The organism is Xanthomonas sp. LMC-A-07, from assembly GCF_030208825.1.
Taxonomy (GTDB): domain Bacteria; phylum Pseudomonadota; class Gammaproteobacteria; order Xanthomonadales; family Xanthomonadaceae; genus Xanthomonas; species Xanthomonas campestris.
This window is the reverse complement of record NZ_JARVTF010000007.1, coordinates 38,441-63,833: the sequence shown is the minus strand read 5'-3', so window position 1 is coordinate 63,833 and position 25,393 is coordinate 38,441. Positions and strand designations below refer to the sequence as shown.

22 protein-coding genes, 1 tRNA gene and 1 other RNA gene are annotated in these 25,393 nt (G+C 66.3%); 10 read left to right on the top strand and 14 right to left on the bottom strand.

Annotated elements, in window-relative coordinates:
* Window positions 1-21: 21 nt before the first annotated feature.
* A complete protein-coding gene (locus QRM89_RS07280) occupies window positions 22-354 on the bottom strand; it encodes an SMR family transporter (RefSeq protein ID WP_285447664.1) in 333 nt (110 codons plus the stop codon).
* Window positions 355-589: 235 nt separating this feature from the next.
* Here QRM89_RS07280 and QRM89_RS07275 point away from each other — a divergent pair, with 235 nt between their 5' ends.
* On the top strand, window positions 590-1,261 hold the full coding sequence (locus QRM89_RS07275; protein WP_042598517.1) for a methyltransferase domain-containing protein: 672 nt from the start codon (window positions 590-592) through the stop codon (window positions 1,259-1,261).
* A 146-nt stretch (window positions 1,262-1,407) separates the two neighbouring features.
* On the opposite strand, the gene QRM89_RS07270 is transcribed toward QRM89_RS07275, so the two are convergent.
* On the bottom strand, window positions 1,408-2,013 hold the full coding sequence (locus tag QRM89_RS07270) for a hypothetical protein (RefSeq protein WP_285447663.1): 606 nt from the start codon (window positions 2,011-2,013) through the stop codon (window positions 1,408-1,410).
* A gap of 290 nt (window positions 2,014-2,303) precedes the next feature.
* On the opposite strand from QRM89_RS07270, the gene QRM89_RS07265 reads away from it, so the two are divergent.
* Window positions 2,304-2,501, top strand: coding sequence for a KGG domain-containing protein (locus QRM89_RS07265; RefSeq protein ID WP_014508120.1), 198 nt, complete (start codon window positions 2,304-2,306; stop codon window positions 2,499-2,501).
* A 153-nt stretch (window positions 2,502-2,654) separates the two neighbouring features.
* On the opposite strand, the gene QRM89_RS07260 is transcribed toward QRM89_RS07265, so the two are convergent.
* Window positions 2,655-5,462: a PAS domain-containing protein gene (locus QRM89_RS07260; protein ID WP_285447694.1), complete on the bottom strand. Its 2,808-nt coding sequence runs from the start codon at window positions 5,460-5,462 to the stop codon at window positions 2,655-2,657.
* A gap of 522 nt (window positions 5,463-5,984) precedes the next feature.
* Here QRM89_RS07260 and cho point away from each other — a divergent pair.
* Complete coding sequence (gene cho / locus QRM89_RS07255) at window positions 5,985-6,842, top strand: excinuclease Cho (protein WP_225042071.1); 858 nt, start codon at window positions 5,985-5,987, stop codon at window positions 6,840-6,842.
* Window positions 6,843-7,115: 273 nt separating this feature from the next.
* On the opposite strand, the gene QRM89_RS07250 is transcribed toward cho, so the two are convergent.
* The 4 genes from QRM89_RS07250 to QRM89_RS07235 form a co-directional block, all read right to left on the bottom strand.
* Window positions 7,116-7,190, bottom strand: a non-coding RNA gene (locus tag QRM89_RS07250) — sX9 sRNA.
* A gap of 61 nt (window positions 7,191-7,251) precedes the next feature.
* Window positions 7,252-8,028, bottom strand: coding sequence for a type I methionyl aminopeptidase (gene map / locus QRM89_RS07245; RefSeq protein WP_285447662.1), 777 nt, complete (start codon window positions 8,026-8,028; stop codon window positions 7,252-7,254).
* Window positions 8,025-8,237: a ParD-like family protein gene (locus tag QRM89_RS07240; protein ID WP_115530619.1), complete on the bottom strand. Its 213-nt coding sequence runs from the start codon at window positions 8,235-8,237 to the stop codon at window positions 8,025-8,027. Before QRM89_RS07240 ends, map begins: the two co-directional genes overlap by 4 nt.
* A gap of 232 nt (window positions 8,238-8,469) precedes the next feature.
* Window positions 8,470-9,339 carry an aldo/keto reductase family oxidoreductase gene (locus QRM89_RS07235; RefSeq protein WP_285447661.1) on the bottom strand — a complete coding sequence of 290 codons (870 nt, stop codon included), beginning with the start codon at window positions 9,337-9,339 and terminating at the stop codon, window positions 8,470-8,472.
* A gap of 114 nt (window positions 9,340-9,453) precedes the next feature.
* Between QRM89_RS07235 and QRM89_RS07230 the strand changes: the two genes are divergently transcribed.
* Window positions 9,454-10,356, top strand: coding sequence for a LysR family transcriptional regulator (locus QRM89_RS07230; RefSeq protein ID WP_202863842.1), 903 nt, complete (start codon window positions 9,454-9,456; stop codon window positions 10,354-10,356).
* Window positions 10,357-10,453: 97 nt separating this feature from the next.
* Complete coding sequence (locus QRM89_RS07225) at window positions 10,454-12,076, top strand: S41 family peptidase (RefSeq protein ID WP_285447660.1); 1,623 nt, start codon at window positions 10,454-10,456, stop codon at window positions 12,074-12,076.
* A gap of 386 nt (window positions 12,077-12,462) precedes the next feature.
* Here the strand turns inward: QRM89_RS07225 and QRM89_RS07220 are convergent.
* A tRNA-Phe gene (locus QRM89_RS07220) sits at window positions 12,463-12,538 on the bottom strand.
* Between the two features lie 179 nt (window positions 12,539-12,717).
* On the opposite strand from QRM89_RS07220, the gene QRM89_RS07215 reads away from it, so the two are divergent.
* The 5 genes from QRM89_RS07215 to dxs all read left to right on the top strand — a co-directional run bounded on the left by QRM89_RS07215 (window position 12,718) and on the right by dxs (window position 19,228).
* Window positions 12,718-13,254, top strand: a complete 537-nt coding sequence (locus QRM89_RS07215; protein ID WP_011037571.1) for a lipocalin family protein — start codon at window positions 12,718-12,720, stop codon at window positions 13,252-13,254.
* Window positions 13,255-13,330: 76 nt separating this feature from the next.
* Window positions 13,331-13,810 (top strand): LEA type 2 family protein, encoded by a 480-nt coding sequence (locus QRM89_RS07210; protein WP_012438035.1) that lies wholly within the window; start codon window positions 13,331-13,333, stop codon window positions 13,808-13,810.
* A gap of 37 nt (window positions 13,811-13,847) precedes the next feature.
* The gene (locus QRM89_RS07205; protein ID WP_285447659.1) at window positions 13,848-15,641 is read left to right on the top strand and encodes an acyl-CoA dehydrogenase C-terminal domain-containing protein; all 1,794 of its coding nucleotides are present in this window, start codon (window positions 13,848-13,850) and stop codon (window positions 15,639-15,641) included.
* 835 nt (window positions 15,642-16,476) lie between these two features.
* Window positions 16,477-17,133, top strand: coding sequence for an HNH endonuclease (locus QRM89_RS07200; RefSeq protein WP_042598499.1), 657 nt, complete (start codon window positions 16,477-16,479; stop codon window positions 17,131-17,133).
* A gap of 178 nt (window positions 17,134-17,311) precedes the next feature.
* Window positions 17,312-19,228, top strand: coding sequence for a 1-deoxy-D-xylulose-5-phosphate synthase (gene dxs / locus QRM89_RS07195; protein WP_285447693.1), 1,917 nt, complete (start codon window positions 17,312-17,314; stop codon window positions 19,226-19,228).
* A 324-nt stretch (window positions 19,229-19,552) separates the two neighbouring features.
* Here dxs and QRM89_RS07190 read toward each other — a convergent pair whose 3' ends face one another.
* Genes QRM89_RS07190 through QRM89_RS07165 form a run of 6 tightly spaced genes read right to left on the bottom strand, consistent with a single transcriptional unit; the run spans window position 19,553 to window position 25,360 of the window.
* Window positions 19,553-20,809 carry a glycosyltransferase gene (locus tag QRM89_RS07190; protein WP_285447658.1) on the bottom strand — a complete coding sequence of 419 codons (1,257 nt, stop codon included), beginning with the start codon at window positions 20,807-20,809 and terminating at the stop codon, window positions 19,553-19,555.
* Window positions 20,794-21,408, bottom strand: coding sequence for a hypothetical protein (locus QRM89_RS07185; protein WP_285447657.1), 615 nt, complete (start codon window positions 21,406-21,408; stop codon window positions 20,794-20,796). Before QRM89_RS07185 ends, QRM89_RS07190 begins: the two co-directional genes overlap by 16 nt.
* Complete coding sequence (locus tag QRM89_RS07180) at window positions 21,386-22,534, bottom strand: glycosyltransferase (protein ID WP_285447656.1); 1,149 nt, start codon at window positions 22,532-22,534, stop codon at window positions 21,386-21,388. The genes QRM89_RS07185 and QRM89_RS07180 overlap by 23 nt, the downstream gene beginning before the upstream one ends.
* Window positions 22,525-23,484: an NAD(P)-dependent oxidoreductase gene (locus tag QRM89_RS07175; RefSeq protein WP_100665854.1), complete on the bottom strand. Its 960-nt coding sequence runs from the start codon at window positions 23,482-23,484 to the stop codon at window positions 22,525-22,527. Before QRM89_RS07175 ends, QRM89_RS07180 begins: the two co-directional genes overlap by 10 nt.
* Window positions 23,481-24,329: an MBL fold metallo-hydrolase gene (locus tag QRM89_RS07170; RefSeq protein WP_285447655.1), complete on the bottom strand. Its 849-nt coding sequence runs from the start codon at window positions 24,327-24,329 to the stop codon at window positions 23,481-23,483. Before QRM89_RS07170 ends, QRM89_RS07175 begins: the two co-directional genes overlap by 4 nt.
* Window positions 24,329-25,360, bottom strand: a complete 1,032-nt coding sequence (locus QRM89_RS07165; RefSeq protein ID WP_285447654.1) for a 3-oxoacyl-[acyl-carrier-protein] synthase III C-terminal domain-containing protein — start codon at window positions 25,358-25,360, stop codon at window positions 24,329-24,331. Before QRM89_RS07165 ends, QRM89_RS07170 begins: the two co-directional genes overlap by 1 nt.
* Window positions 25,361-25,393 lie beyond the last annotated feature (33 nt).

Below are 25,393 nucleotides of genomic sequence, written 5' to 3'. Positions count from 1 at the left end.
ACCTGTCCTCGCCTTGCGCCGTCACTGCGGCGCCATCTTCGAGAACACGTTGATGACCACCGCGCCGGCCACGATCAGCGCCATGCCCAGCATGGCCGGCAGATCCAGCCGCTGGCCATGCACCAGCCAGGCCACCAACGAGATCAGCACGATGCCGGCTCCGGACCAGAGCGCGTACGCGATGCCGACCGGGATCACCCGCAACGTCACCGCCAGGCAATAGAACGCCACGGCATAGCCGAGCACGGTCAGCAGCGACGGCCATCGCCGGGTGAAGCCTTCGCTGGATGTGAGCGCCGCCGTCGCCATGACCTCCGCAACGATTGCCACCGCCAGAAACACCCAGTGCTTCATCCTCGCCTCCACGCCTTCACTGCCGCGACCATAACGGCAGCCACCGGCCTGCACGCAATCGCCGGGCTGTGCGCCATTGCCGGCACGCACCGCGCGCGCTAACGCGCCACGGTCGGGTTTGCCGTAGCATGCGCGTGCACCACGCAGCTCCTGCGTCTCGTCCGGCCGTTCTGGCGCCGTTGCGCGCTCTTCTCTCTCCGCCGGCCTGCGCGCCTGGCGATCACGCGACGCGACCATGCCGGGCTATCAGACCCAGATCCATGCGCTGACCTTCGGGCAGCACACCTTCAGCATCCGTGCGTTGGCGGACAAGCAGCAATACGCAGACCCCGACCAGACAGCCGCCGATGCGGGGATTTCCTCGGCGCAGTGGAGCCTGTTCGGCCAGGTCTGGCCCGCCGGCCAGCTGTTGGCCGAAGCGATGGCCACCCGGCCGGTGGCCGGCAAACGCATTCTCGAACTCGGTTGTGGCCTGGGGCTGGCCAGCCTGGTGTTGCGCCGCCGCGGCGCCGACATCGTGGCCAGCGACCATCACCCGCTGGCCGAAGTCTTCCTGGCCTACAACGCTGCGCTCAATGCGCTGGAATCGGTGCCGTACCGGCGCCTGGATTGGGACGCGGGCGCGGCGGACATGGGCCAGTTCGACATGATCATCGCCAGCGACGTGCTCTACGAAACCCGCCACGCCACCCTGCTGGCCAAGCTGATTCCCGACCTGGCCAAACCGGCCTGCGAAATCGTGATCAGCGACCCCGGCCGCGGCAATGCGAACAGCTTGTCGCGCATGCTGGCCGACATCGGTTTTTCATTGATTGCCGGCGAACGCCAGGCCGCGGTGCACGTCGCCAAGGCGCCGCGCCTGTTTGTGTACCGGCGTGGCGCGGAGCCGCGGCAACCGGCTGGCTGAGCCGCGCGATCACGCTGCGGGCTCGCCGCACGGCGCAGGCGCCGGCCACACACCGGCGCTGCGCAGACAACGCAGCAAACGCGTCGCACACGCCGATGCCAAGCCCGGCACTCGCCTGCGGATCACGCCATCACGTTAGCGCGACACTAGCCACCGATGGGGCTGTAGGCAGACAGTGTCACCGGCTTGCGCGGGTCGGCCTTGATCACCTCGTGCCGGCTCAGGCGCAGCGCCTCGCCATCGCGCTCTGCGTCCGGGTTGGTCACCCAGTCTTCGATGATGCGCACATGGAACAGCACTGCACGCTGCATGCGGTCGTAGCGGAAGGTGATGTAGTCGGTCCAGTGCTGGCCGCATGCAACGCCGTTCTGCACGGTGAAATAGGCGCCCTTGGCCACCAACCCCTGGCCGTCGTAATCGAACGGATCGCACTGCCCACCGTCATCGGCCTTGAAGATCACCTGTGCGTTGCGCGCGGCTTCGACAAAGCGGCCATCGGCCGTGTGCATCAGGACCAGCAACAGCCGCTGCGGTGCATCCTTGCCGGCGGCAATCTGCGCTGCTTCGTCGGCGCGCCGCAACGCCAGCAGGTAATCGCGCCGGCCATCGCCATTCACATCCGCATCAACCGCCTGGATGAGCGTATAGCCGGCAGGCAGGTGCGCGCTCAGCTCGGGCGGCAGCGCCGCTGCGGCACAGGGGCCGATTGCCATCGCCGTTGCCAACACCATCGCCACTGCGTGACCTCGCATCTGCCTGCTCATCCATTTCGTTCCGGGCGTGCAGCATAGCCGGCCGTGCAACTGCCTGTGGGTCTGGGCATGCGCGACCGAACGCGGACGCATCCGTCGACATGCCTACGCGCCAGCGATCGCCATCGCCCGTTTCTTGGCAGTGAAGAAAAATCGCCAAGTCCGCTTATGCGCTCACGTGCGATTGGCGCATCGCCGACGTGCGTTTTATGCAGGCGGCGCGATGCTCTGCCCCGCACCACGCAAACGCGTGCGTGCATTCCCCAAGCAACGAACCAAGAGAACTCTCCATGGCAAATCAGAACCAAAACCAGGGCGGCACCAGTAACCGCGGCTTTGCTTCGATGGATGAAGACAAGCAGCGGGAAATCGCCTCCAAGGGCGGCAAGGCAGCCCATCAGAGCGGCAACGCACACGAATTCAGCTCGGAAGAAGCACGCGAAGCCGGCAAGAAGGGCGGCCAGTCCAGCGGCGGCGGCAATCGCTGACCGCGCGGCGCTTCCGGAGGGTCATCCGCTCTCCGGAAGCGCTCATGCTTGACGTCATTGACCTGAGACCGGGCGCTTGAGAGCGCCCTGCTGTCTTTGCATCTCGCGCAGGCGCGGCAACGCGATGCCACCGCACAGCACTGCCGCGAACACCTAGCGAATCATCTCGCGAATGCGTGCCGCCATCGCATCGATACCGAACGGCTTGGTCAGCACGGCCATGCCTAGCGCGAGTTGGCCGGCGCCGAGCACAGCAGTTTCCGCATAGCCTGTAATGAACAACACGCTCAAGCGCGGCCGCGCGATCCGCGCCGCATCGGCCATCTGCCGCCCGTTCATGCCACCCGGCAAGCCAACATCGGTGATCAGCAAATCGATCCGCACATCGGACTGCAGCAAGCTCAAGCCGGATGCGCCGTCCACCGCCTGCAACGCGGTATAGCCCAGTTCCTCCAGGATGTCGGCCACCAGCATGCGCACGCTGGGTTCGTCGTCCACCACCAGCACGGTCTCGCCCTGTTGCGAACGCGGCATCGCCGGCAGCGTGCGCGCTTGCGCATCGCCGGTGGCATCGCCCAGATGCCGCGGCAAGTGGATGCAGACGGTGGTGCCCTCGCCCACGGTCGACGACACCCGCACCTGGCCACCGGACTGCTGCGCAAAACCGTAGATCATCGACAGCCCCAGGCCGGTGCCCTCGCCGATCGGTTTGGTGGTGAAGAACGGCTCGAACACCCGCGCAATGACGTCTTCGGGCATGCCGGTACCGGTGTCGCTCACGCACAACGACAGGTACTCGCCGTCGGGCACCTCGTGTTGCTGCGTGGCCGAATGGTTCAACCAAGTATTGGCGGTTTCGATGGTGATGCGGCCGCCGTCCGGCATCGCGTCGCGCGCGTTGAGGCACAGGTTGAGCAGCGCATTTTCCAGCTGGGATGGGTCCACCAACGCGGGCCACAGCGCCTGCTCGGCCACCGTGGTGAGTTCGATCGACGGCCCCACCGTGCGCCGGATCAAATCTTCCATGCCGGCAATCAATGCATTCACATCGGTCGGCTTGGGCGCGAGCGTCTGCCGGCGCGAAAACGCCAGCAGGCGATGGGTCAACGCTGCGGCGCGGCCGGCCGCCTTCTGCGCCACTGCGATGTAGCGCTCCACATCGTCGAAGCGGCCCTGGCCCATGCGTGTCTGCATCAACTCCAGGCTGCCGGAAATGCCGGTCAGCAGATTGTTGAAGTCGTGCGCCAACCCGCCCGTGAGCTGCCCCACCGCTTCCATCTTCTGGCTCTGCCGCAACGCCTCGCGTGCCACCTCCAGACTGGCTTCGGTCTGCACGCGGTCGGTGACATCCTGCGCCACCTGGAAGGCGCCCACTCGTCCGCCATGGCGATCGCGCAGCTGGCTGAAGCGCACTTCGTAATGCCGCAGCGCGCGTGCCGGGTCGCCGAACTCCTCCAGCACCAGGAACTCGTCGCCACTTAGCGCGCGGCCCCAGTGGCGCGCCACCTGCGCGCGATGTTCGGGCAAGCCGTCGAGCAGACCTAGCAGGTTGTCGCCCACATGCGCAGATACCCCATAGGCGAGCCGCAAAGCCTCGGCGCTGGCGGTGTTGAGGGCCAGGATGGTGAAGTCCATGTCGCAAGCGAGCACGGCCGCGTCGGTGCTATCGACGAAGTCGGCAAACAGGCGCCGCTCGGCCAATGCTTCGACAACGCGCTGCTCCAGCGTCTCGTTCAAGTCGCGCAACTGCTGCTCCACCCGCCGGCGCGGGGTGATGTCCACGATCAGCATCGCCACGTGATTGTCGTGGGTGCCGGCCGGAAACAGGTGCGCGTCGTACCAGCGCCCCAGCCGTGCGGCCTCGCGTTCGAAGCGCATTGGCTCGCCGCTGCGGGCAACGCGGCCATACGCCTCGTGCCACTCCTGCTCGATCCCGGGCAACAACTCGCTCGACCATTTGCCCACCACATCGGTCAGGCCGGTATGCCGCTCGAAGGCCGGATTGACCGCGAGCATGCGGTGGTCGATTGCCTGACCCTGCGCATCGAACTTGACCTCGGCAATGCAGAAGCCGGCGTCGATGTTTTCGAACAGCATGCGGTAGCGTTTTTCGCTCTCGCGCAGGGCCTGCTGCGCCTGCTGCGCATCGGTGGTGTCGAACCCCTGCACGAAGATGCCGGTGACGCGGCCGGCATCGTCCTTGACCGGCTCATAGACAAAATCGACGAAGCGCTGCTCGGCGCCGGTACCGGTCCGCTGCAGCTGGATCGACACGGCCGACGCCACGAAGCGCTCGCCGGTGCTGTAGACGCTGTCGAGCAATTCGTAGAAGCCCTGGCCTTCGAGTTCCGGCAGGCCGGCACGCACGCTCATGCCGAGCATGTCGCGACCGCCCACCAGTCGTAAATAAGCGGCATTGACGAAGGCGAACACATGCTCCGGGCCGTGCAAGATCGCGGTGAACCCGGGAGCCTGTTCGAACAGCCGGCGCTGCCGCTCGGCTTCGGCGGCGCGCAGGCGATCGGCGCGCACCGTCTCGGTGATCTCGATGCCCTGGTTGAACAGGCCCACGATGCTGCCGTCTTCGCCGCGGATCGGTGCTGCGCTGAAGTTCCAGTAAGTCGTCTCCGGCACGCCACGACGCACCATCGGCAGTTCCACATGCCGCTGCTCGAAACCTTCGCCGGTCTGCAGACACCGGCGGAACGGCGGCGCCACCTGTTCCCAGGACGCGCCCCAGACCTCGGAGACCGGCTGGCCCAACGCCCACGGATGGCGATCGGCCATCGACGGGATATAGGCGTCGTTGTAGAGCATCACCAGATCCGGGCCCCACAACACCGTGGCGAGCACCGGCGAGTTCAGGCAGATCGACAGCGCCGAACGCAGCGATTGCGGCCACTGCGAAGGTAGCCCCAGCGCCGAGCCACTCCAGTCGTGCGCACGCATCCGCGCGCCCATTTCGCCACCACCGGCAAGGAAGGAAAACGACTCACCACTGGGATCAACGGGCATCGCGTCTGACGTAATTGGGGTGGACCACTGCCGGAAATACGGCAGGCGTGCGCGATGCGTCTTGCCATCGAACGGCGGGCGGTCGACAGCGTCGTGCAGGCTCCATGGCGTTAGCGACTCCCCGTGAAGACTGCCCGCGTGCGGCATCGGTTGTGCCCGTCGCGGGCGAGACGATAGCGCGCCCGCCAGCATCGCCACAACTTCCGGCCGCCTGCCGGTCGTTGTGCTGCGGCAAAACGCTAAACCGTTCACTGCCGCGCGGCCTGGTGGGCGCAGCGCTGCGCCATCGCCGCCCACTGATGTCCGATGACCGCCCGCGTCTCATCCACTGAGACGCGTGCTTGGCAGCATCGCCGCCGATGACACGCACCACAACGGCTACTCGCCGCACCACATTGATCGAACGGCGGCACTGCGCGTCTGGCATCGCGCCAAGCAACGCGTTACCACCGAGACAGGAGGCCGGCGATGGTGGGGCGCGCTGAGCGGGCAAAGCGCAGCTGGGGCGCTCCGGACTACACCTACCCCGAGCATCTGCGTGCAGAACTGGAGACCTTGCCGGCCACGCCCGGGGTCTATCTATTTCATGGTCAGAGCAGCACGTTGCCGTTGTACATCGGCAAGAGCATCCACCTGCGCAACCGCGTCATGGACCATTTCCGTAACGCGGCCGAAGCCTCGCTGCTGCGTCAGACGCGCAGCATCCAGGTGATCGAAATGGCCGGTGACATCGGCGCACAACTGCTGGAGTCGCAGCTGATCAAGACCCTGCGCCCGCTGTACAACCAGAAGCTGCGCCGGATCCCCCGCCAGTTTTCGATCCGGCTGTATCGCGGCGAGGTGTCGATCGAACATTCCGGCGAGATCGATCCGGCGGCAGCGCCCTGGTTGTACGGGCTGTATTCCAGCCCGCGTGCGGCCAAGGAAACGTTGCGCCGCCTCGCCGACCAGCATCGTCTTTGTTACGGCTTGCTGGGACTGGAGCGGCTGCAAGCAGGCCGGCCCTGTTTCCGCGCCATGCTGAAACGCTGCAGCGGCGCCTGCCATGGTGCCGAGCCCTTGGACGCGCACGAAGAACGGCTACGCAGCGTGCTGCAGCATCTGGAACAGGCGGCGTGGCCATTTCCCGGCGCCATCGCGCTGAAGGAGCAAGGCGCGCAACGCACCCAGTTCCATGTGCTGCGCGATTGGCACTATCTGGGCAGCGCCACCTCGTTGGCGGGCGCACGCCGTTTGCAGGCGACACCCGGCGCGTTCGACCGCGATTGCTACCGCATCCTGCGCAAATATCTGGAGACGCAGCTGCACTGCGTGTCGCTGCTGTAGGCGCAAGCGGGCCCAGCTGCCTCAGCGCTTTCTGCTTCGGCGCGATTGCGCATCGCTGCGGTGCTGCGTGGTGGGCACCTGCTGCGCGAACACTGCGTGCATGCAGGCAACCACCTGTTGCGCGCGCGCAGACAACGGCCATTCGGCGCGATGGATCAGCCATAGCGTATCCACCACCGGATGCAGCCCTTCCACCACCTGGATCGCGGCCTGGTCGTGGAAGGCCAGGCGTGCGCCGCACTACGGCCAGCGCCAGCAACCAGGCTTTAGCGCGGCTAACAAAACGTAGCGAGCGATCGTGAGGCGGGTGCGGACGGCGCGAAGGAACCGGCCTGTACGGGGAGACATCCCGATTCCGAGCACAGGCTGCGCCCGCATGGCGGCTGCGCAGTCGTTTTGATCGCTGCTCTTAGCCCAGCACGCAACGCGGCACTTCATTCGGCCGCAGCGTCAACACCTGCACGCCGGTGCGCGTGACTGCCACGGTGTGCTCGAACTGTGCGGACAACAGGCCATCGCGCGTATGCACCGGCCACACGTCGGCCTCCGCGCGCACCGCTGGCTTGCCCTGGTTGAGCATCGGCTCGATGGTGAACACCATGCCCTCCTGCAGCTCCGGGCCGGTGTTGGCATGGCTGTCATGCAGGATTTGCGGCTCCTCGTGCATTTCGCGGCCAATGCCGTGCCCGCAGTATTCCCTGACCACGCTGTAGCCCTGCTCACGCGCATGCCGCGCGATCGCGTGCCCGATATCGCCAACGCGCGCACCGGGGCGTACCGCGGCAATGCCTTTCCACATGGCCTGATACGTTGCCTTGACCAGGCGACGTGCCGCGTACGACACCTCGCCAATCAGGTACGTGGTGCTCGAATCGGCAATGAAGCCGTTCTTTTCCAGCGTGATGTCCAGATTGACGATCTGCCCACTGCGCAGCACATCCTCCGCCGACGGCACGCCGTGGCAGACCACATCGTCGATCGAGGCATTGAGCACGAACTCAAACCCGTACTGCCCTTTGCTCGCAGGCCGCGCCTGCAACTCGTCCACGATCATGCGCTCGACAAAATCGTTGATCTCCAGCGTGCTCTTGCCCTGCATCGGCAACTGATCCAAGCGCGCAAACACCTGCGCAAGCAGCGCACCGGCGTCGGCCATCAATGCCAGTTCGTACGGCTGCTTGATCATGTGCGTCGCGCATCCACCACGGGCGATCGCACGCCTGCGCCGCGGAGCTCATCGGCCACGATGTCCTGGAAACACCGGTCCGGATGCATCTCGCACAGCATGCCGATCCTGATCCAGAACGTGGCCTGCGCATTGATCGACCGATGCGTGACCGTGCAGGCCCGACGCAGCTGGTCGTGCAAGCTGTCGTCGATGTTGACGATGCCCATGAGATTGTCTTGCAAAGAGATTTATACGAATCGTATATGTTTCATATATTCGTCGCAAGACAGCCTTGCCAATGCGTCGCGAGCAAGGATGGGAAGCGTCCGCTGGGAAACACACACAGTCACTGCAGGCACCAGTCCGCCGCGTCCGCCAGAACATCACAGCTCCCTGCGAGGCAGCAGACAGCGCGCGCATCGCCACCACACGCGCCGCTGCCACCCAAGTCGCCCCGCCTTACTGCCGCCCAATCCCCTCCAGCACCGCAAGCACGGCGTCATCCAGTTGCAGCGTTGCCGCCGCCATGTTCTCGCGCAGATGCGCCAGCGATGACGTCCCCGGGATCACCAGCACATTCGGCGAGCGCTGCAGCAACCACGCCAAGGCCACCTGTTGCGGGGTCGCCTGCAGCTGCGCGGCGACCTCGGTCAGCGCCGCGGACTGCAGTGGCGAGAAGCCGCCCAGCGGGAAGAATGGCACGTAGGCGATGCCCTCACGGGCCAGCGCGTCGATCAGTGCATCGTCGGTGCGATGGACCAGGTTGTAATGGTTCTGCACGCACACAATGCGGCACAGCGCCCGGCCTTCTTCGACCTGTTGCGCGGTGACATTGCTCAAGCCGATGTGGCGGATCAGCCCGCGCTGCTGCAGCTCGGCCAGCGCGGTGAGCTGTGGTTCCAGCGACCCTTCCACCGGGCGTTGCACGTCCAGCATGCTGCGCAGGTTGACCACCTCCAGCACATCCAAACCCAGGTGTTTCAGGTTGTCGTGCACGGCCTGGGTGAGCGCTTCCGGCGCCATCGCCGGCAGCCACGCGCCACTCGCATCGCGCTTGGCACCCACTTTGGTTGCGATGGTCAGCTGCTGCGGATACGGATGCAGCGCCTCGCGAATGATCTGGTTGGTGATGTGCGGGCCATAGAAGTCGCTGGTATCCAGGTGGGTCACGCCCAGCGCCACCGCCTCGCGCAGCACCGCAGTGGCGGCGTTGCGGTCGGCGGGCGGCCCGAACACATGCGGGCCGGCGAGCTGCATGCTGCCGTAGCCGAGGCGGCCCACCTGGCGGTCGCCGAGGGCATAGGTAGAGGCGGATGAAGTGGTCAACATGGCGTGTCTCCGTTGGGGTGACGCCACTCTAGGCAGGCCCGATGCGTGCAACAATCCGGGGCAAAGCACACAGGCTGTGCAGGACCTCGAACAATGGCGACCCATCTGGCAGACCTGCAGGCCTTCATCGCTGTCGCGCAGGCGCAGGGCTTTCGCGAGGGCGCGCGCCACAGTGGCGTCAGTGCTTCCAACCTCAGCGAGGCCGTCCGCCGGCTCGAAGAACGCCTGGGCGTGCGCCTGTTCAATCGCACCACCCGCAGCGTGGTGCCCACCGATGCCGGCCGGCTGTTGCTTGCGCGCGTGGCCCCTGCCCTGGGCGAGCTGGAATCGGCCATGGACGCGGTCAACCAATTCCGCAGCCGGCCGATGGGCAACCTGCGCCTCAACGTGCCGGTGAGCGCCGCGCGGCTGGTGCTGCCGGCAATCCTGCCCGCCTTCATGGCCGCCTACCCCGACATCCGTGTCGAGATCACCACCGAAGAAAGCTTCGTGGACATGATCGCGGCCGGCTGCGACGCCGGCATTCGCTATGAAGAGCGCCTGCAACCGGACATGATCGCCGTGCCGATCGGCCCACGCGTGCAGCGCATCGCCACCGCAGCGGCGCCGCGGTATCTGGACCTCCACGGCCGGCCCGACCACCCCAAACAGCTGCTGCAGCACACCTGCATCCGCGGGCGCTTTGCCAGCGGCGCGATCCCGGCATGGGAATTCGAACGTGCTGCGGAAGTGATCAGCATCGACCCGCTCGGCCAGCTGATCGTGCAGGTGGGCGGCGGCATCGACCTGGCAGTGGATGCGGCGGTCGCCGGCAGTGGCGTCATCCACCTGTTCGAAGACTGGCTACGCCCGCACCTGGACACCGGCGCGCTGGAACCCATCCTGCAACCGTGGTGGCAGACCTTCTCCGGCCCGTTTCTGTATTACCCCAGCCGCACGTTGATCCCAGGCCCGCTGCGCGCCTTGATCGATTTTCTTCGCGACACGCAGGATGCGGCGCCCGGCCCGGCAGCGTAGGAGCCGTAACCGGAAGCACGCATGCGGCAAGTGGCGATCGCCAGCTTGGATATCGCAAGTGGTGATTGCCAGCTTGGATATCGCAGGTACAGATCGCATGCGCGCGCCGAAAGTCACGATGCCGGACGGCACCTCACCGCCAGGCGGACTCGGCCTTATCATCCATCCATCGCGCTGCCAGGGTGCGCGCAGCAGTGCGTCGCACGGCAGCGCGACCGTCTTTGGCATCAGCACCTGCTGCAATCACTGGATCTCAATGAAACGACTCATCGCATGCGTGGCAGTCACAGCCTGGTCGTTGTGCACGGCAGTCTCTGCCCAAGGGCTCGACACGTCACTGCGTCGTGAGTACCCCTCATTGCTCTACGTCGACCAGTACCGCGCCGCCTATCGGCAGGACGTGCAAGGCGGTGCCGATGCCTGGAAAACAGCCACAACGGTGCCGCATGATGCGACCGCCAGCGAGCTATCGCAGCGCCTGGTCGGCCTTGCCGATCAGCACGTCGCGCTGACAGGCGACAAGGCGGGCAAGACAGAGACGCTGGGCGTGTTGTTCCGCACCTCCAGCGACGGCCATCTGGTCGTCTGGCACGTGCTCGATGCCCGGATCACCACTCTTGCACCGGGCGATGAAGTCCTGCGCATCAATCACGCACCGACACAGGCCTGGTTGAAAAACGCAGCACGCCTCACCTTTGGCGGGAACAACCGCTCACGCCAGGCGGAAGCGGCACTGAGCCTTGCCCTGGGCACGCCGGCGGCGCATGAGGTTGCTGGCCTCGGCAAGACACTGGAGATGCACGTTCGAACGCGGCACCGCGCGCCGCGCACAGTCACGCTGCACTACCAGCCGATGACCCAGGACCTTGCCAAGACACTCGCATCTTCGGTCGACCTGCCTGACTTGCCGGAGATCGTGACGATTGGAAACACGAAGGTCGGGACCCTGCGCATGGGCGCGTTTGCGCCGCAGTACAGCGCAACCTTCACCACGGCAGCGGAGGCAGCAGAGACGGCTAGTCCCGAATCGAACAACACCGATGCACCGATGCTGGCGGGATTTTGTGCGGTCACCAAGCAGCTAATCGGTCGCTACGATGCACTCGCAAAACAGTCCGACGTCATGCTCATCGACCTGCGTGGAAACATGGGTGGGTTTGCGCGCGAAGTGCGCGGCCTGGCCTGGGCCATCAGCGGACGCAAGCCGGTGCACACCTATGAGATGAGCGCGTCCGGCAAGGCGGGGATCGTGCGCCTGGAAGCACTTCCGGATGACGCCAGCTGCGGCACCGTGGCCTCGCAAAAACCGCTGCTCGTCCTGGTCGATGCGGGCACTCGATCGGCTGGCGAGCTGCTCGCCACCTACCTCTGGGCCAACGGCGCCACCGTCATCGGCGAGCGCACCATCGGCGCTGGCGGCGGTCGTGATTCCAAGAGTGACGGCATCGCGTTGGGCGAGACCGGTTACCGCGCGCTGGTGAGTGAAAGCTTTTACGTCTTCGATCCCACACACGCGCTACGCGCTGGCGAAATGCAAGAAACCGCACTGATCGACCGTGTTGCAACCGAGGGCTTTCGCCCAAGCCGAACCCGCCCCTACGCCACCCAGTCGATCGGAGTGTTGCCGGACGTGCCGCTCGTGATCCAACCGGACGACCTGCAGGATGGCGGGCGCCAGCTACTGGCGCGCGGCGTGACTGCTGCAGGATTGAACAAATGATCCGGCACGCGGGCCGTCTGAAAACCACAGGCAGTCGCTCGCCCGCATCCTGCCCCGCCCGCAACGGCGAGTAGCGCTGCCGCGGTTAGCCAGATAGACACCAAAGAATGCGCAGTCGGTGCGCCAAGACAGCCGCCGACCGACGAATCGGTGCAGGTCTGCCGTGTTGAACTCTCTGCACTGTCGCGCCCGCGCAACACGGTGGCTTGGCCTGCATCCCGATCACGTCGCACCGAATGGAATGGATCGGTCGCTGGACGCCATCGCCAGATGCAACGCAAGAGTGAACCTTCGCGCCTGGTGCAAATCTGCGCAGGTAAAATTCAAAATTCTTGATATCAGCAGCGACTAGAAGGGGCGAATGCCCGCGCTGCAAGGATGAAAACTGGTGGCCGAGGACGGAATCGAACCGCCGACACGGGGATTTTCAATCCCCTGCTCTACCAACTGAGCTACTCGGCCACTGCCTGCGACGCGATGCCTGCGTTGCGAGGAGGCGCATCATAACGAGCGTGCGGGATTTCGGCAAGCGTTCGCGCGCAGGTCGTGTTCGGGCTGAGCCGCAGCCGGGTTTCTTGCGCCGGTTCACGCCAAGCGGGGGCACCGATGGCCTAGCCTGCGCGCGTCCTTTGGAGATTCGCATGCGCCTGCCTCGCCTGTTGTTGTCATTCGCCGCCCTGCTGCCGCTGGCTGCCCTTGCGCAGCAACCGGTGCGCGCCGTGCCGGCGCTGGATATCTCGCGCTATGCCGGGCAGTGGCACGAGATCGCCCATCTGCCGGTGTCGTTCCAGAAGAAGTGCCGCAGCGATATCACCGCCAGCTACACCTTGCGCGACGACGGCCTGATCGGGGTGCGCAATGGCTGCCGCGTTGCCGATGGCAGCCTGACCCAGGCCGATGGCGTGGCGCGCCCGGTGGCCGGGCACCCCGGGCAGTTGCAGGTGCGCTTCGCGCCGGAATGGCTGTCGTGGATCCCGCTGGTCTGGGCGGACTACTGGGTGATTGCGCTCGATCCCGACTACCAGTGGGCGGTGGTCGGCGAGCCGGACCGCAAGTACCTGTGGATCCTGTCGCGCTCGCCAGAGATGCCGCGCGCGCAGTTCGAGCAGCTGAAGGCCACCGCCACGCAGATGGGCTACGACCTGTCGCCCCTGATTGTGGCGGCGCCACTGCGCTGAGGGCGGCCCCCGCCCGGCGGGCACCGTACTGCGTAGTATTCTTGGCAATGCACCAACCCGCCAAGGAACCGAGTTCATGCACCGTGCCTTTCGCCTCCTGATCGTGACGCTGTCGTGCGGCCTGCTGTTGAGCGCCTGCGGTGGCGGCGCGGTTCGCCGTGTCTCCGAGCCGACTGCCCGCATCCAGCAGCTGACCGTGCGCCCGGACGGTGGCTGGTCGGTGGAGTTGCGCCTGCAGAACTACAGCAGCATTCCGATGCGCTTCGAACGCGTGGCGCTGGAGATCGGCATGGGCGATGGGGTTGCCGGCAAACTCGACCAGGCAGTGGGCATTTCGATCGGCCCGGAAACCGCCGATGTGGTGACCGTGAGCCTGCAGCCCGCCTCGCTCGGCCGCATCACCATTGCCGATGTGCTGGCCGGTGGCCGTTCGCTGCCGTACACGCTCAAGGGCACGGTGTGGGCCACCCCGCAGGACAAAAAACAACGCGAGTTCGCAGTTGATTCGCGCAACACGCTCAGCCCGGCCCCGGGCCTCAACGGCGTGCTGCGCTGACGCGCACGCCTCCACGCACACGCTTCAAGGATCCCGCATGAGCAGCTACATCGCACCGTTGACCGACTTCCGCTTTGGCCTGTACGACGTGCTCGGTGCCGAGGCACTGTTCGCCCGGCTCGGCTATACCGACGCCAGTGCCGACATCGTCGACGCCGTGCTGGAAGAAGCCGGCCGCTTCACCGCCCAGGTCCTGGCCCCGCTCAACAGCATTGGCGACGAGATCGGCTGCGCCTTCGACAAGAGCACCCATGCGGTGACCACCCCGCCCGGCTTCCGCGCGGCCTACGACCAGTTCGTCGAAGGTGGCTGGAACGGGCTCACCGCCGAGCCGCAATTCGGCGGCCAGGGCATGCCGCACACGCTGGGCGTGCCGCTGAGCGAGATGATCAACGCCGCCAACCTGGCCTGGGGCAACTTCCCGCTGCTCTCGCATGGCGCGATGGAAGCGCTGCGCCAGCACGGCGAGGCGTGGCAGCAGGAGGTGTTCCTCAAGCCGCTGATCGATGGCCGCTGGACCGGCACCATGTGCCTGACCGAGCCGCATTGCGGCACCGACCTGGGCCTGCTCAAGACCCGTGCCGAGCCCAACGCCGATGGCAGCTACGCCATCACCGGCACCAAGATCTTCATCACCGCCGGCGAGCATGACCTCACCGACAACATCGTGCATCTGGTGCTGGCCAAGCTGCCGGACGCACCGGCCGGCGCCAAGGGCATCTCGCTGTTCGTCACGCCCAAGTTCAAGGTGGACCGCGATGGCACCGTGGGCGAGCGTAATGCCCTGCACTGCGGCTCGATCGAACACAAGATGGGCATCAAGGGCTCGGTGACCTGCGTGATGAATTTCGATGGCGCGCAGGGCTATCTGGTCGGCCAGCCGCACAAGGGCCTGCAGGCCATGTTTACGATGATGAATACCGCGCGCCTGAGCGTGGGGTTGCAGGGCATTGGCCTCTCCGAGCGCGCGTATCAAAACGCGTTGCGCTACACCCGCGAGCGGCTGCAATCGCGCGCGCTCAGCGGCGCGAAATTCCCCGACAAGCCGGCCGACCCGATCATCGTGCACCCGGACGTGCGCCGCATGCTGCTGACCATCAAGGCGCTGACCGAAGGCAGCCGCCTGCTGGCCCTGCATGCTGCCAGCCTTGTCGATGTGGCGCACCGCGGCGGCAGCGAACAGGAGCGCGCCGATGCCGAGACGCTGGTGAGCTTCCTCACCCCGATCTCCAAGGCGTGCCAGACCGAGTGGTCGGTGGAAAACACCTATCACGCGCTGCAGTGCTTCGGCGGCCACGGCTACATCCGCGAATACGGCATGGAGCAGCTGGCCCGCGATGCGCGCATCACCACCATCTACGAAGGCACCACCGGCATCCAGGCGCTGGACCTGATCGGCCGCAAGACCGCCAGCAGCCAGGCCGCCGGGCTCAAGCTGTTCCTGGCCGATGTGGAAACCTTTGCCAACACGCATGCCGACAACGCGGCCCTGGCCGAGTTCATCAAGCCCTTGCGCGACAAGGCCAGCGAGTGGGCGATGCTGACCCGCGACGTGCTCGACCGCGCCGCCCGCAACCCGGACGAACTGGGCGCGGCCAGCTACGACTACCTGTTCTATTCGGGCTACGTGGTGCTGGCCTATTGGTGGGCACGCAGCGTGGCCGCCGCCGACGCCTCCGCGCACGGCGAGGAGTTCAAGCGCGCCAAGCGCGAGACCGCGCGCTTCTACTTCGCCCGGATCCTGCCGCGCACCCTCACCCACGCGGCCACCATCCGCAGCGGCGCCGCCCCTTTGATGACGCTGGAAGCGGAGTTGTTTGGGCAGGGGTGAGCAGCCGTGTCGCTGCGATGTTGCCTTGCGTGACCGATGTGGTGTGAGAGTGGGCTTGTCGGGTGCCGATGCGGGCGTCGCTGTCGTGTCGTGTCGTGTCGTGCGGGTGCTGGTGCGGGTGCGTGCAAGCGTTTGCGGCTAGTCACCCTTGGCAATGCTGAAGAAAGCGCACTACCCGGACGCCAGCCCTACGTAGGAGCGCGCTTGCGCGCGATGGAGCTTTCCCGGCAACGCTTCGAAGCCTTCTCGGTAACGCTCCTTCGCGCACAAGTGCGCTCCTACACGTGCGTCGATGGCAGGCGCATGTGCATCGCTCGCGTGGCTCGCGTGCCGCTTGCGCCTCGCGACCGTTAGTTAGGCCGTTGGGCCGATCGGGCCAGCGCGCCAGCTCAGCAGGCGGCCGACGTTGGCAAAGCGTGGGCGCGAGCGGGTTTGGTGTTCTTGAGATGCACCCTCTAGAGAGATGCAAGACGCCGACGTGCTCGGCCAGCGCCTGCAGCAACCAGCGCAGGACCGGGCTGGACGCGCCAACGCATCAGAAACCAGCAGCGCGTAGGAGCGCGCTTGCGCGCGATGAAGCTTGCCCGGTGACGCTTCGTAGCCTTATCGGTAACGCTCATTCGCGCACAAGTGCGCTCCTACGATGCATGACGCCGTTGTCGATGGCACCCGTGTCTACCGCGCCCGCCTGTAGGCGCTGCGGCCATTCGCCGGATCGTCCTGGCCACCCATGGCTTCACAGCACACACACCGCCGCCGCCAACACAGTCGAACAACCGCGCAAGATCCCGCAGATACACAAACTGTCAACGATCGGGTATAAGCTGTTTTCCCGATGGAGACAGACACGCACGTAGGTGATGTGATCGTCCCCGGAGGCTTCCCCGCCCCGGTCACGGGCAGCGCTGTCGCCGCATTCCCGCCCTTGCCCACCGTGCGCCTGCTCTCCCTGGACGCGCATGGCCGTGTGCTGGACTGGATCAACTGGCAAGACGCCGCCTGCCTGTATGCACGCGATGCCGTGTCGTGGACGCTGGGCGAGCCCTGCATGCAGATCCACGGCGGCGTTTCGCGCCTCACCGGCGAGCGCAGCGTGCTGGAGCTGCATCCGATCATCGCGGCACGCGGCCACGCCCGCTCGCGCGCGCTCGACCCCACGCCCACCCTCACCAACACCGCCCTGTTCGCACGCGACTCGCAGTTGTGCATGTATTGCGGCCAGCACTTCAGCCGCCCGCACCTCACCCGCGACCACGTGATGCCGGTATCCAAGGGCGGCCGCGACAGCTGGGAAAACGTGGTGACCGCGTGCTTCCAGTGCAACTCGCGCAAGGCCAACCGTACACCGCAGCAGGCGCACATGCCGCTGCTGGCCGTGCCCTACCGGCCGAGCTGGATCGAGCATCTGATCCTGTCCAACCGCAACATCCTGTCCGACCAGATGGCGTTCTTGCGGGCGCAACTGCCCAAGCGCTCCAAGCTCTCGCTCTAGACTGCGCTCGCGTTTGCCCGCATGCCACTGCGACAGTTCGTCGCAGGCATGCGGTGCGGCCACGCCACGCGCGCATCACGGCTGCTGCAGCCATCACTTCCCGCTGACACCTGAACCGGTTTGCTTGCCGGGCCTTCGCATGGGGAGGACAATATGGCTTCAGCACATTGACACGATGATGATCGACTCCACCCGCTATCCGCGCCTGTCGCGCATCCAGACTCCCGACGATCTGCGTACCTTCGAGGAGGCCGACCTCACCGCGGTCGCCGACGAACTGCGTGCCTACCTGATCGAATCGGTGGGCAAGAGCGGCGGCCATTTCGCCGCGGGTCTGGGGGTGATCGAACTCACCGTCGCCCTGCATTACCTCTACCAGACGCCGGTCGACCAACTGGTGTGGGACGTGGGTCATCAGACCTACCCGCACAAGATCCTGACCGGGCGCCGCGACCAGATCCACACGGTCAAGCAGAAGGACGGCGTGGCCCCGTTCCCCAAGCGCGAGGAAAGCGTGTACGACACCTTCGGTGTTGGGCATTCGTCGACCTCGATCTCCGCCGCGCTGGGCATGGCGATCGCCGCGCAGCGCAACGGCGACGACCGCAAGGTGGTGGCGGTGATCGGCGATGGTGCGATGACCGCCGGCATGGTCTACGAGGCGCTCAACCACGCCGGCGGCATGGACCCGGAACCCAACCTGCTGGTGATCCTCAACGACAACCGCATGTCGATCTCCGAGGCAGTGGGCGGGCTGACCAAGATGCTCGGCCGTGCCAGCGGCAGCCGCACGCTCAACGCGATCCGCGAGGGCGGCAAGAAGATCCTCGGCGACAAGAAGAACAACCCCACCGCACGCTTCGTGCGCCGCTGGGAAGAACACTGGAAAGGCATGTTCGTGCCGTCCACGTTGTTCGAGGAAATGGGCTTCCACTACACCGGCCCGATCGATGGCCACGACCTGCCCAGCCTGGTCGGCGCGCTGAAGACCTTGAAGACCTTGAAGGGTCCGCAGCTGCTGCACGTGATCACCACCAAGGGCAAGGGCTACGAGCTCGCCGAAGGCGACCAGATTGGTTACCACGCGGTCGGCCCGTTCGACCCGAGCAAGGGTCTGGTGGCCAAGGCCGGCGCCAAGAAGCCGACCTACACCGATGTCTTCAGCGACTGGGTGTGCGACATGGCGGCGGCCGATCCCAAGATGCTGGTGATCACCCCGGCGATGCGCGAAGGCTCCGGCCTGGTGCGCTTCAGCAAGGAATATCCGCAGCGCTATTTCGACGTGGCGATTGCCGAGCAACACGCGGTCACCCTGGCCGCTGGCATGGCAACGCAAGGCGCCAAGCCGGTGGTGGCAATTTATTCGACCTTCCTGCAGCGCGGTTACGACCAGCTGGTGCACGACGTGGCGGTGCAGAAACTGGACGTGCTGTTCGCGATCGATCGCGGCGGCGTGGTCGGCCCCGACGGCGCCACCCACGCTGGCAACCTGGACCTGAGCTTCCTGCGCTGCGTACCGCACATGGTGGTGATGGCGCCCGCCGATGAGGCCGAGTGCCGCCAGATGCTCACCACCGGCCTGCGCTATGAGGGCCCGGCAGCGGTGCGCTATCCGCGTGGCACCGGCCCCGGCACCGCACTGGATGCTTCCTTGACCACCCTGCCGATCGGCAAGGCGCAGCTACGTCACAGCGGCGCACGCATCGCACTGCTCGGCTTCGGCGCCACCGTGGATGCCGCTGAAGCGGTCGGCCGCGAGTTAGGCCTGACAGTGGTGAACATGCGTTTCGTCAAACCGCTCGACAAGGCGATGCTGCTGGAGCTGGCCAAGAGCCACGAAGGTTTTGTCAGCATCGAAGACAACGTGGTGGCCGGCGGCGCAGGCTCGGGCGTCTCCGAGCTGCTCAATGCCGAAGGCGTGCTGATGCCGATGCTGCATCTGGGCCTGCCGGACAGCTTCCAGCACCACGCCAGCCGCGAAGACCTGCTCGCAGAAGCCGGTATCGACCAGGCCGGCATCCGCGCCGCCGTGCTCAAGCGCTGGCCGCAGCTGATGGCCAAGGGCCAGCAAGCGTTGAATGCAGCGACAGGCTGAGGCCTGCTGTGCTGTATGGCGTGAGTAGCGCAGGCTGAGGCCTGCTGTGTTGCATGACGTAGCGCAGGCTGAGGCTTGCTTATTGAGTGGCGTCGTTGGCAACCACCGGCTGAGTCCTCTTTGGCCATACCGCGCGTTTGATGCACTGAGTGGCTAGCAATGCGATCCGATGTTGCAGGCCTGACCGCTGGTTACCAGATGCAGCAAGCAGTACCTAGTTGCGACGGGCGCACGTAAGCCAATTGGCAACTGACGCGAGTGCTCTGTAAGCGCCGCGTCCTCGATCTCGAATCGTGCAGCACTGCTTTGGTATTCACCACCATGCTAAAGCGTGGGCACTTTCCCGTTGCACGCAAAGGCTTCCACCAACTGCAGCAGCGGTGCCTGCGCATTGATCTCCCGCAATTGCGCCTGCAGCCGGTTCACGCCTGGCAACACGGCGTCGCCGTTCAACGCTTGCTGCAATAACGCAGGCAAGCCGCCCAGATCGCGCAACCACCAGGCGGCACCGGCTACCTGCAACCGTGCCGCGTGGTCGAACTGGTCGTAGTCCAGCGGGTAGACGATCGATGGCAGGCCCGCCGCCAGGCACGCGTACAGAATGCCGGCGCCACCGTGGTGCACCACCAACGCGTAGCGGTGCAGATGCTGTGCGTAATCGACATACGGCAGGCAGTGATAATTGCCCTGCGCTGGCTGCGGCGGCAGCGCGGTATCGCCCGCACTGAAATGGAACACCACGTCCGGGAACTGCGGCGCCAAGGCTCGCAGGTCCGCGTCGACGCGTTGCTTGACCCATTGTAGATGCGTGCCCAACGTCACCAGGACGTGGCGGCGCCCGCCGATGAACCTGGGCGGCGGCACGTCATTGGGCGGCGTGCACAACTGCGGCCCGACGAAGCGCACTGCGGCAGGCCAACGCCGCGCAAATTCAAACGACGGCAGGCCCAGCGCGAGCACGCAGTGCGGCGAATACACCGCCTCGCTGCCATCCGCGCGGTACAACGCCGGCAACCCGGCCGCACGCATCTGCTGCCGATAACAGCGATGCAGGGTGCGCTTGAAGCCACGCGTCAAACGGCGCGCGATGGCGTGCCAGATCCGTTGCGGCCTGCCAGTCGCGGGCAACAGGCCGCCGAAATACGCTGGCGGACCATCGGCGGTTTCCAGCACGCAAGGAGACGGCAGGCTGGTCCACCAGGCAATGCCCATGGCCTGCGCCGCCAACCCGGCGCTGGGCACGGTGAAGTCGGCAATCACCAGCTCCGGCCTGCGTCCGCGGTAGTGCTGTTGCAGGGCCTCACCCAGCCGCACCATCAGGCCCAATGCTGCGTGCAATTGGCGGCGCAGCCGCAACGGATTGTGGCCGACCGCATGCGGCGGATTGGCGATCTGCGCCAGCAGCTGGTCGGCCTGCGCATCCAGCACGCTGATGCCGTGCAGGCCGCACGCTGCGATGCGCGCCATTGCCGCAGGCGTACTGATCACGCGCACGTCGTGCTGTGCCGCCAGTTGGCGCGCGATTGCCAGAATCGGATGCAGGTGCCCGCTGTACGGCGGTGCGATCAGATCGATGCGCATGTCTGCCCTCGCCGCGCGGCCTGCTCCACTTCGCTCGCGAACGCCTGGCAGGCCGCGAGCACCGTGCTGTCGCGCAGATAGTCCATGTGCCCGCACGCTGGCTGCATGTCCACCGGCCCGCGATACAGCGCGCGCGAGATCCAGTCGCGGCGCCCCTGCACGATGCATTGCCGCTCGAACGGTGCCAACGCATTCGCAACCGGCCCGTAGGCGAACACCGCAACGCGCGCGCGCAGTGGCGCCGGCAGGTGCAACGCCGCCAATAGCTGCAGGCCGCAGCTGCCGACCAGCAGCAGCGTGAGCGGCACTGGCTCCAGTTGCGTGATGACTGCTGCGCGCTCAGGCGGCGCCACCGGGCCACTGCGCGCGGCCAGATACTGCCGTACGTTGGCCGCACTCGCCCGCCAAAGCGGCACGCGCCGATGCGCAGCGCCATCCGCGCGATAGGGATAGTTGCAGTCCAACAGGCGCCTGTCGTGCCCGCGCAATTGCTGCAGAAACAGGTGCTGCTCCTCGCTCAGCGCGCAACGCCCTGCATCGCTTTGCCCGGTGAGGAAGGCGATCTGCAGCAGCGGCTCACCGCGCACGAAACCGCCCATCCGGCAGCACGCGGTAGCGACGGGTACGCCAACGGATCGTGCGCACTAGCGCCGCATGCAGCAGGTGCAATGGCTGCAGGCACTCGGCCGCCAGCGACAGCAGTGGCCGGTGCCGGCTCGCGCCGGTGGTGCGCCATTGCAGCAGGCACAGCATCGCGCCCCGCACAGTGAGCAGGCCGGCGACCGCTGCAAACGACAGCGCTCCGTGTTGCAGGCAGGCCGAGAGCAGCGTGGCGATCAACAACCACGGTGGCAACCCGTGCAGCGCGCCGATCGCCAGCTTCACGGCCGGGCGCTGGCGGCGCAGCAACAACAGCGCGAACAACATCCAGCGATGCATCTGCCGCACGTAGCTCGCCAGATCGGGCAACGCAGTGCGCATCGCCACCGGCGCGGTGGACTGCCAGAGCCGCCCCCCTTGCGCACGCACATGGGCGGCGAAGGCCAGATCGTCGGTCAGCTGGTCCAACAATGGCGCAAATCCGCCCCAGGCCTGCAGTTGCTGCGTGCGACCGGCATAGCACATGCCATTGATCGTGAGAGGCGCCGCCCATGGCAGCCACCCCAGATACGTGAGCGCGGCATTGTTGTTGACGAACTGCGCCAGCAGCCGCCCTGCCAACGTGCTCCCGTCCTGGTAGTACGGCAGCGCGGTCACCAGATCGGCGTGCGCCAGGTCGTGCAGCAAGAGCGCCAGCGCAGCGCTGCTTAACTGCGCATCGTCGTCCAGGATCAAGGTGATGGATGCCTGTACTTGCGGCAGTGCGTGGTGCAGCTTCCACGCCTTGGGATTGATGCCGGGCGGTGCGGGCGGCACTGTGATGCGTGCGATCCGCACGCCAGGATGCTGTGCGACCAGGGTTGCTGCAGCAGCGTTGCCCGCCGTGTCGTCGGCATCCAGCAACCACACGAACTGGGCGTGCGGCAGCGCCTGCAGGTTAGCAGCCAACACCTGCTGCAGATGCGCATCGCCGCCGAGGATGGGTTGCAGGATCGCCACCTCCGTCTGCGTTCCCGCTGGCACCTGCACTGCGGCGCGGCGCTGCACAATCCACAACGCACCCAGCGCACGCAGCATCAGCACGGCGACATAGGCCAAGGCCAGCAGCAGCGTGGTTACACCCACTGCGCTGCCTGCCAACGCACGAAGGCGTCGATGCCTTCGTCCAGACCAACGCTGGGCGTGCCCAGGTCGGCCAGCGTGCGGCGCGGGTCGAAGGTCTTGGAGTACGCAAACACACCCACGCCGAAGCGCGTGATCGGCGGCTCGCCACGCAAGCGCAGCAACCGGTAGGCGCCCTCCACCACACTGGCCATCCGCAACGCGGTGCCGATGCGCACCTGCCGCTGTGGCAACGGCAACTGCAGGCGCGCCAGAACATCCAGCAGCAGCTGCTGCAGATCGACCGGCTGCGCATTGGTGAGGTTGTAGGACGGTTGCAGCTGCGGCGCGACGGCGGCGCGGTACAGGTAGTCGCAGAGCGCATCGATGTAGATCAGATCGCCGATCACCGGCTGGCTCTGGCCGACAAACCGCGGCAACGCTCCTTTGCGTGCGGCAGCAATCACACGCGGAAACAGCACGGTGTCGCCGGGGCCGAATACCGCGCGCGGACGCAAGATGCTCTTCTGGCCCGCGTACCCGTCCAGCAGCGTCTCGCCGAGGTATTTGGTCTGCGCGTAGGTGTTGACGAAGCGCGGCCCGATCGGACTGTCCTCGCTGAGCCCGTACTGATGCTCTTCGCGGTAGAACACCGAGCTCGATGACACGTACAGCAGACGCGGATTGCCGTTGCGGGCACAGAAGTCGATGACATTCGCGGTGGCTTGCACATTGTGCAGCTCGAATTGCGCGCGGGTGCCCCAGGGAGACGCCAGTGCCGCCGCATGAATCACCACATCCGGCTGCCAGTCGAGCGTAAACGGCTGGCTCAGGTCGATGCGATGGTAGTTGGGCAACGCGCAGGCGCGGCGGCCAATGCCGTGGATGTCCAACCCTGGCTGGCCCTGAAAGCGCCGCAGAAAGGCGCCGCCCACAAAGCCCGATGCGCCGGTGACAAGAATACGCAGGCTCATCGCCACTCCGGTTGATAACGGTCCAGACTGGGCTGGCAATGCGATGGCAGGATCGCCAGCTCCGGATGCGCCTGCACCAAGTTATGCAGCACGCGCACGGTGCGTTGGAACGCGGACCAGTCGTGCATCAGCAGGCGCGTGGGCCAGGCCGGCCACGCCAAGCTTGCAAAGGTGGCCGACGACCACACCGCGTCGGCGCACAGCAACACCTCGCGATCGTGCTGGTCGCGCAACCACAGCCCCATCTGCCCGGGCACATGCCCGGGCAACGCCACCGCCATCACGCTGCCATCGGCGAACAGGTCGTAGCCCACGCCCAGGCCCTTCCACGCACCACCGAGTGCGCGCTGCGGCGCCTGCTCGGCAAACTGCACGCGCTGCGCGAAGTCGTCTGGCAGCAGTTGCGGCAGCAGTGCACGCTGCAGGCCGCCCAGGCGCGAGGCCGCGCGCAGCTGTGCATAGTCGGCGTGCAGGCAGACGAAGCGCGCAGTAGGCAGATCGCGCAGACCGGCGACATGGTCGGCGTGGAAATGTGAGATCAGGCACCAGCCAATGTCGTCGAGCGCCAGATCACGGCGCGCCAGCTGCGCCTGCAGACGCTCCTGCGCTGGCAAGGTCACCGGCGTGGTCCAGCGATACAGCCGCTCCGGCAACGGATCGGTGGCACGGAAGAAATGCGCTGCATAGCCGGTGTCATACAGCAGCGCCCCGCGTTGCGGATGCCGGATCAGCACACTCAACGCGGGGAATTCCACCGCATGCCAATGCCCGTCCGCGCGCACCATACGTTCGCAGTGGCGGCAATGCCCGATGCGCAACAACTCGACCGAGACCCGCGTCGCCATCAGTACCTCAACACCATGCCGCCGATCGACAGACCGGCACCGGTGCCGAGCATCGCGAATAGTTCGCCGCGCTGCAGCTGCTGCGTGACCATGGCCTGATGCAGCGCGTGCGGCAGCGATGCCGCCACCTGGTTGCCATGTGCGTGCAGGATGCGCACCACCTGCTCCGGGCGCAGGCCGAGCGCCTGCACCACATGATCCAGGCCGCCACCGGAGGCCTGGTGCGGGATCAGGCAGCGCAGTGCGGTGGTCTCGGCGCCGGCGTCGCGCAGCAGCTGCTCCCAGAACACGGGCAGGTGGCGCGCCGCAAAGCGATACGCACCGCGCCCATCCATGGTGAAGACCCGCGTGGCTTCGGGCGTGGTGTCTTCGCCACGCGGATAGCGGCTGCCGCCACCGCGGATGCGGCACAGCTCGGCACCGCTGCCGTAGCTGGCCAGGCGGCTGGACAGCAGCGCCGAGTCTCCGTCCGGCGCGCTGCGCCCCACCACCACGGCGGCAGCGCCATCGCCGAACAAGCCGGCGGTCGATGGCACCGCCGCATCCAGCCCGCCCGACGCCACTTCGCTGGAGACGATGAGCACGCGGCGATAGCGGCCCAGGGCCAGCGCGTTTGCGGCCATGTCCAATGCGACCAGAAAACTCAGGCAGGTGGCGTTGACATCGAATGCCGGGATGCCAGAGTCACCCAGCCCCAGGGCACGCTGGATCAGCACGGCCTGGCACGGGATCGGCTGCTCCATCACGCTGCAGGCGGAGATCAGGCAGTCGATCTCGCCGCTGTCGATACCAGCGCTAGCCAATGCCGCTCGCGCGGCGGCTGCGCCCATGGACGAGGCCGTTTCGCCCTCGCCCGCATAGTGGCGCGTGGCGACGCCCAGCCGCGCGAACGTGGTTCCCGGCGGCAACTGCCAGCGTGCGTCCAGTTCTTGCGACGTCACTTCCGTGGCGGGAACGTGGCACCCGGTGCCCAGGATGCGCAGCGGCAATGCGTTCAACAGATCCGCCTCATTGGTGAAGGCGCGCAGCATACCGTGGCCGGCCAGGCAGACCCAGCTGCCTGC

Coding starts and splice junctions, on each gene's coding strand:
- QRM89_RS07280 (WP_285447664.1), bottom strand. CDS start 354: ATGAAGCACTGGGTGTTTCTGGCGGTGGCAATCGTTGCGGAGGTCATG.
- QRM89_RS07275 (WP_042598517.1), top strand. CDS start 590: ATGCCGGGCTATCAGACCCAGATCCATGCGCTGACCTTCGGGCAGCAC.
- QRM89_RS07270 (WP_285447663.1), bottom strand. CDS start 2,013: ATGCGAGGTCACGCAGTGGCGATGGTGTTGGCAACGGCGATGGCAATC.
- QRM89_RS07265 (WP_014508120.1), top strand. CDS start 2,304: ATGGCAAATCAGAACCAAAACCAGGGCGGCACCAGTAACCGCGGCTTT.
- QRM89_RS07260 (WP_285447694.1), bottom strand. CDS start 5,462: ATGGGCGCGCGGATGCGTGCGCACGACTGGAGTGGCTCGGCGCTGGGG.
- cho (WP_225042071.1), top strand. CDS start 5,985: ATGGTGGGGCGCGCTGAGCGGGCAAAGCGCAGCTGGGGCGCTCCGGAC.
- map (WP_285447662.1), bottom strand. CDS start 8,028: ATGATCAAGCAGCCGTACGAACTGGCATTGATGGCCGACGCCGGTGCG.
- QRM89_RS07240 (WP_115530619.1), bottom strand. CDS start 8,237: ATGGGCATCGTCAACATCGACGACAGCTTGCACGACCAGCTGCGTCGG.
- QRM89_RS07235 (WP_285447661.1), bottom strand. CDS start 9,339: ATGTTGACCACTTCATCCGCCTCTACCTATGCCCTCGGCGACCGCCAG.
- QRM89_RS07225 (WP_285447660.1), top strand. CDS start 10,454: ATGCGCGCGCCGAAAGTCACGATGCCGGACGGCACCTCACCGCCAGGC.
- QRM89_RS07215 (WP_011037571.1), top strand. CDS start 12,718: ATGCGCCTGCCTCGCCTGTTGTTGTCATTCGCCGCCCTGCTGCCGCTG.
- QRM89_RS07210 (WP_012438035.1), top strand. CDS start 13,331: ATGCACCGTGCCTTTCGCCTCCTGATCGTGACGCTGTCGTGCGGCCTG.
- QRM89_RS07205 (WP_285447659.1), top strand. CDS start 13,848: ATGAGCAGCTACATCGCACCGTTGACCGACTTCCGCTTTGGCCTGTAC.
- QRM89_RS07200 (WP_042598499.1), top strand. CDS start 16,477: ATGGAGACAGACACGCACGTAGGTGATGTGATCGTCCCCGGAGGCTTC.
- dxs (WP_285447693.1), top strand. CDS start 17,312: ATGATCGACTCCACCCGCTATCCGCGCCTGTCGCGCATCCAGACTCCC.
- QRM89_RS07190 (WP_285447658.1), bottom strand. CDS start 20,809: ATGCGCATCGATCTGATCGCACCGCCGTACAGCGGGCACCTGCATCCG.
- QRM89_RS07185 (WP_285447657.1), bottom strand. CDS start 21,408: ATGGGCGGTTTCGTGCGCGGTGAGCCGCTGCTGCAGATCGCCTTCCTC.
- QRM89_RS07175 (WP_100665854.1), bottom strand. CDS start 23,484: ATGAGCCTGCGTATTCTTGTCACCGGCGCATCGGGCTTTGTGGGCGGC.
- QRM89_RS07170 (WP_285447655.1), bottom strand. CDS start 24,329: ATGGCGACGCGGGTCTCGGTCGAGTTGTTGCGCATCGGGCATTGCCGC.
- QRM89_RS07165 (WP_285447654.1), bottom strand. CDS start 25,360: ATGCTGCGCGCCTTCACCAATGAGGCGGATCTGTTGAACGCATTGCCG.